The sequence below is a fragment of the Paraburkholderia ferrariae NBRC 106233 genome, from assembly GCF_000685035.1.
Classification (GTDB): Bacteria; Pseudomonadota; Gammaproteobacteria; order Burkholderiales; family Burkholderiaceae; genus Paraburkholderia; species Paraburkholderia ferrariae.
This window is the reverse complement of the sequence record NZ_BAYB01000080.1, coordinates 1-3,071: the sequence shown is the minus strand read 5'-3', so window position 1 is coordinate 3,071 and position 3,071 is coordinate 1. Positions and strand designations below refer to the sequence as shown.

Annotated in this window: 8 protein-coding genes; all 8 read left to right on the top strand. The window is 66.2% G+C overall.

Features of this window, described 5'->3' with window-relative positions:
- Positions 1 to 159: 159 nt before the first annotated feature.
- The 8 genes from BFE01S_RS36655 to BFE01S_RS36620 all read left to right on the top strand — a co-directional run bounded on the left by BFE01S_RS36655 (position 160) and on the right by BFE01S_RS36620 (position 3,069).
- Positions 160 to 621: a single-stranded DNA-binding protein gene (locus BFE01S_RS36655; RefSeq protein ID WP_028229706.1), complete on the top strand. Its 462-nt coding sequence runs from the start codon at positions 160 to 162 to the stop codon at positions 619 to 621.
- A gap of 81 nt (positions 622 to 702) precedes the next feature.
- Positions 703 to 1,053, top strand: coding sequence for a hypothetical protein (locus BFE01S_RS36650; protein WP_028229705.1), 351 nt, complete (start codon positions 703 to 705; stop codon positions 1,051 to 1,053).
- 11 nt (positions 1,054 to 1,064) lie between these two features.
- The gene (locus BFE01S_RS36645; RefSeq protein WP_028229704.1) at positions 1,065 to 1,292 is read left to right on the top strand and encodes a hypothetical protein; all 228 of its coding nucleotides are present in this window, start codon (positions 1,065 to 1,067) and stop codon (positions 1,290 to 1,292) included.
- Between the two features lie 104 nt (positions 1,293 to 1,396).
- Entirely contained in the window at positions 1,397 to 1,549 is a 153-nt protein-coding gene (locus tag BFE01S_RS44900; protein ID WP_156967285.1) for a hypothetical protein, read from the top strand.
- An 18-nt stretch (positions 1,550 to 1,567) separates the two neighbouring features.
- Entirely contained in the window at positions 1,568 to 2,197 is a 630-nt protein-coding gene (locus BFE01S_RS36635) for a hypothetical protein (RefSeq protein WP_212745809.1), read from the top strand.
- Between the two features lie 2 nt (positions 2,198 to 2,199).
- Positions 2,200 to 2,439, top strand: coding sequence for a hypothetical protein (locus BFE01S_RS36630; RefSeq protein ID WP_028229702.1), 240 nt, complete (start codon positions 2,200 to 2,202; stop codon positions 2,437 to 2,439).
- A 23-nt stretch (positions 2,440 to 2,462) separates the two neighbouring features.
- A complete protein-coding gene (locus tag BFE01S_RS36625; RefSeq protein WP_028229701.1) occupies positions 2,463 to 2,708 on the top strand; it encodes a hypothetical protein in 246 nt (81 codons plus the stop codon).
- Positions 2,698 to 3,069: a hypothetical protein gene (locus BFE01S_RS36620; RefSeq protein ID WP_028229700.1), complete on the top strand. Its 372-nt coding sequence runs from the start codon at positions 2,698 to 2,700 to the stop codon at positions 3,067 to 3,069. Before BFE01S_RS36625 ends, BFE01S_RS36620 begins: the two co-directional genes overlap by 11 nt.
- Positions 3,070 to 3,071 lie beyond the last annotated feature (2 nt).

The following is a 3,071-nucleotide window of genomic DNA, read 5'->3' as shown; positions in this document are numbered from 1 at the left end:
CCAAGAAGTCAACCCTTTTTGACAAAAATAAAGGTTGTTTTTTTCTTCCAAAGGGTTGACGGTCAACCCATTTGCCCCTATAATAAACCCAATGATGAACGAATGACCAACGGGCATCAGACATAGACCAGGCATCAACCACTTTCAGGAGTTTTCCAAATGGCCGCGATCAACACCTTCACCATCATTGGCAACGTCACCAAAGACATCGAGCTGCGCTACACCGGCAGCGGCACGCCGACCGTCACCTACACCGTGGCCGTCGATAACGTCTGGTACGACAACAACGGCACCAAGCACGAGGAATGCGACTTCATCCCCGTGACCACCTACGGCAAGCAGGCCGAGAACGACGCCAAGTATCTGAAGAAGGGTTCGGCCGTGGCCGTCATCGGCCGCATCCGTAGCTGGTACAAGCAGGAAGAACGCAAGGGCGGCTTCAACTTCGAGGCCGAGCGCGTGCAGTACCTGGGCAAGCCCTCCGGCAATGGCGGCCGCCAAGGCAACGCCGGCACCGGCAACGCCGGCACCGGCAACGCCGAGCACGACGACTGGATGCGCGACTACGACCGCACCGAGCAGGCCGGCACCCAGCAACCCCAGGGCAACCGCCGCCGCTGATCCGCAGCGCAGGCCTGGCGCATGGAGTGAGCAGACCCCATGCGCCAGTCACGCAAACACCCCATCCCTTGGAGGTTCACCGTGCGTCACCTGTCCATCCTCACCGCCGCAGTCAATGCAGTGATCGCCGCGCTGGCCAGCGCCGTCGATGTCCCGGCTGAAGGCCTTGTGGTCTACAGCGAAAAGCTGGGCTATCACACGCGCTTCTACTACCACCTGCAAATCCGCCTCTACCCGTCCGGGCAGTACGGCATCGTCTGGCGGCACTCATCCGGGCATTGCAGCGCCCACGATTTCGAGTCGCACTATCACCACCTGGAGGACGCTGCGCTGGCCCTGATCCGCGACAGGCGCGACTACTACCAGGCCGAGGCCGACGACCGCGCCGATGCGGCCGAGGCCTACAACGAATCCATGCGCCTGGCCGCGTGAAGGGGAGCCCCATGATCGTTGCACGTCCGAACACCGCCAAAGAGCCCGACTTGCTGACCGGGCACGAGTCCGAGGCCTTGCGCTATGTGGCGATGGATGGCCAGGAGCTGGCCACCATCCCTGCGCCGGCCTCCGGCTGGACGCATGACGCGCTTGAGCGCGTGCGCCCGGCCATCCCCGAGGGGGAGGCCTGGGACGCTTTCCTGGGCACCCAATGGGTCGGCAGCTCCGAGCTGTAGTCCTTCGACCAACACCACGCAGAAAGACCGCCATGCACCACGACAACACCCCGCACGCGGCTGCGCCTCGCGCCGCAGCTCGCCGGCCAGCTCAGGCGCTGGCCATGCTGATCCTGCTGGCCGCTCTCGCCCTGGGCTATCGCCAGGCCTGCGCGCCGGCTGCGCCGCGCCTGGCCATCGAGGGCGACGGCCCCGGCCTGATCGCCTCGCTGCTGCCGCCGCTCGCGCTCTTTGAGCGCTTCGGGCACGGCTACTGACCCCACGGACGGCGCGCGATGAAGACCTACCCCGTCACTGGCCCGGACATGCTCGAACCGATGTGGTTCAACCGCGTGCGCCAGGGCCAGCACGCCGCCACGGTCGGCGCTGACCGCGCCGTGACCGTGGAGGGCGTCTCGCTGCGCTTGCGCGCCGAGTCGCCCGAGCCCGGCACGCCGGTTCGCGTGTGGCTCAACCATGCCGGCTTCTTCGTGTGCGCCACCGTGGCCGACATCGAGCAGGCGGCCGCTGAACAGCGCGCGGCCGAGGCCGCACGAGAACAGGAACGCCGCGCGCGCTTGGATCGCGCACGCGCCGAGGCCGAGGCATTCAATGCCCGGCTCGCCTTGCCAGTGGCCTGGGACGTGGGCATCAAGGACGTGCTTTCCGGGCTGTCCGAAACGTCCTGGGGCGACGGCCGCAGCGCCGCGACCGTGGAGCACGTCTACCTGCTGGAGCCGCTGACGGCCGGCCGCCTGGTGCGCCAGGCCGGCGACTTCCTCTGCACCGCTGCTGCCGGCACCAACGGCAAGCGCTGGTCTTCCAAGGTGATCGAGCGCGCCCACGATGGCGACGGCCAGCCCTACCGGCCGCGCCCGACCTGCAAGGCTTGCTTGGCTCTGGCCAAGCGCTGGATGAAGGACTGACCATGCCGACGCCTACCCTTGACGATCTGACGGTGAGCCGCCGTGACGCCGAAACCCTGGAGGTTTCGAGCTGGCTGACCAGCGGCCGCTGCGCGACCGTCTTCAAGTTCGACTTCAGCTCGCGCTACAGCGTGCAGCCGTTCCTGATCCCCAGCTACATGCAGGGCATCACGCACGCCCTGATCCTGGCCGCCGTGGAGCGCTTTGTTGCCCACGAGCAGAATTCCCCTCAACCTGTCTGAACCTCACCACTGAAAGGACTTCCATGAAATCCCCGAGCACTCTTGCCTTCGTGCTGCGCTGGCACGGCCTTGAATTCATCGGCGGCCTGGTCGCCCTGATCCTGGGCTTGCTGGGCCTGCTGAACTTCAAGCCCGACCCGCCCGGCCTGGCCTTCCAGTCGCTCCCCGACATGCTGGGCATCTGGCCCTACATGCTGTGCATGGCCGTGGGTGCCTTCATGGCTGTGCGCGCCTGGCGTCGCGGCAGCATCCTCCGCAATGGCGGCTGACGTGCGCGCGCCGCAACCCTCGCGCGGGCTGTCGCCGCTGGCCATTGTCGGCTTGCTGGCCTTTGCCGGGCTCTTTGCCTGGCTTGGCCTGAAGCTGGTCAAGTACAACTACCCTGACTCGCTGGCCAGCGCCAAGGACGTGCCGGGCTGGATGGTCGATGGCTATTACGGCACGTTCACCGATGCCGACATGCTCGCGCTGCGCGGTGGCCAGTGCAGCCATGATCCGATCTTTGTCCGACCGAAGGCTGATGGCAGCGCCGTGCTGACCTGCGGCATTCCGGCCCAGCCTGGGCCTGTCCTGTTGTTCGTGGTCGATGCGCTCGATCCGAATGGCATCTATCGCCGCGCCGGCACCTGATC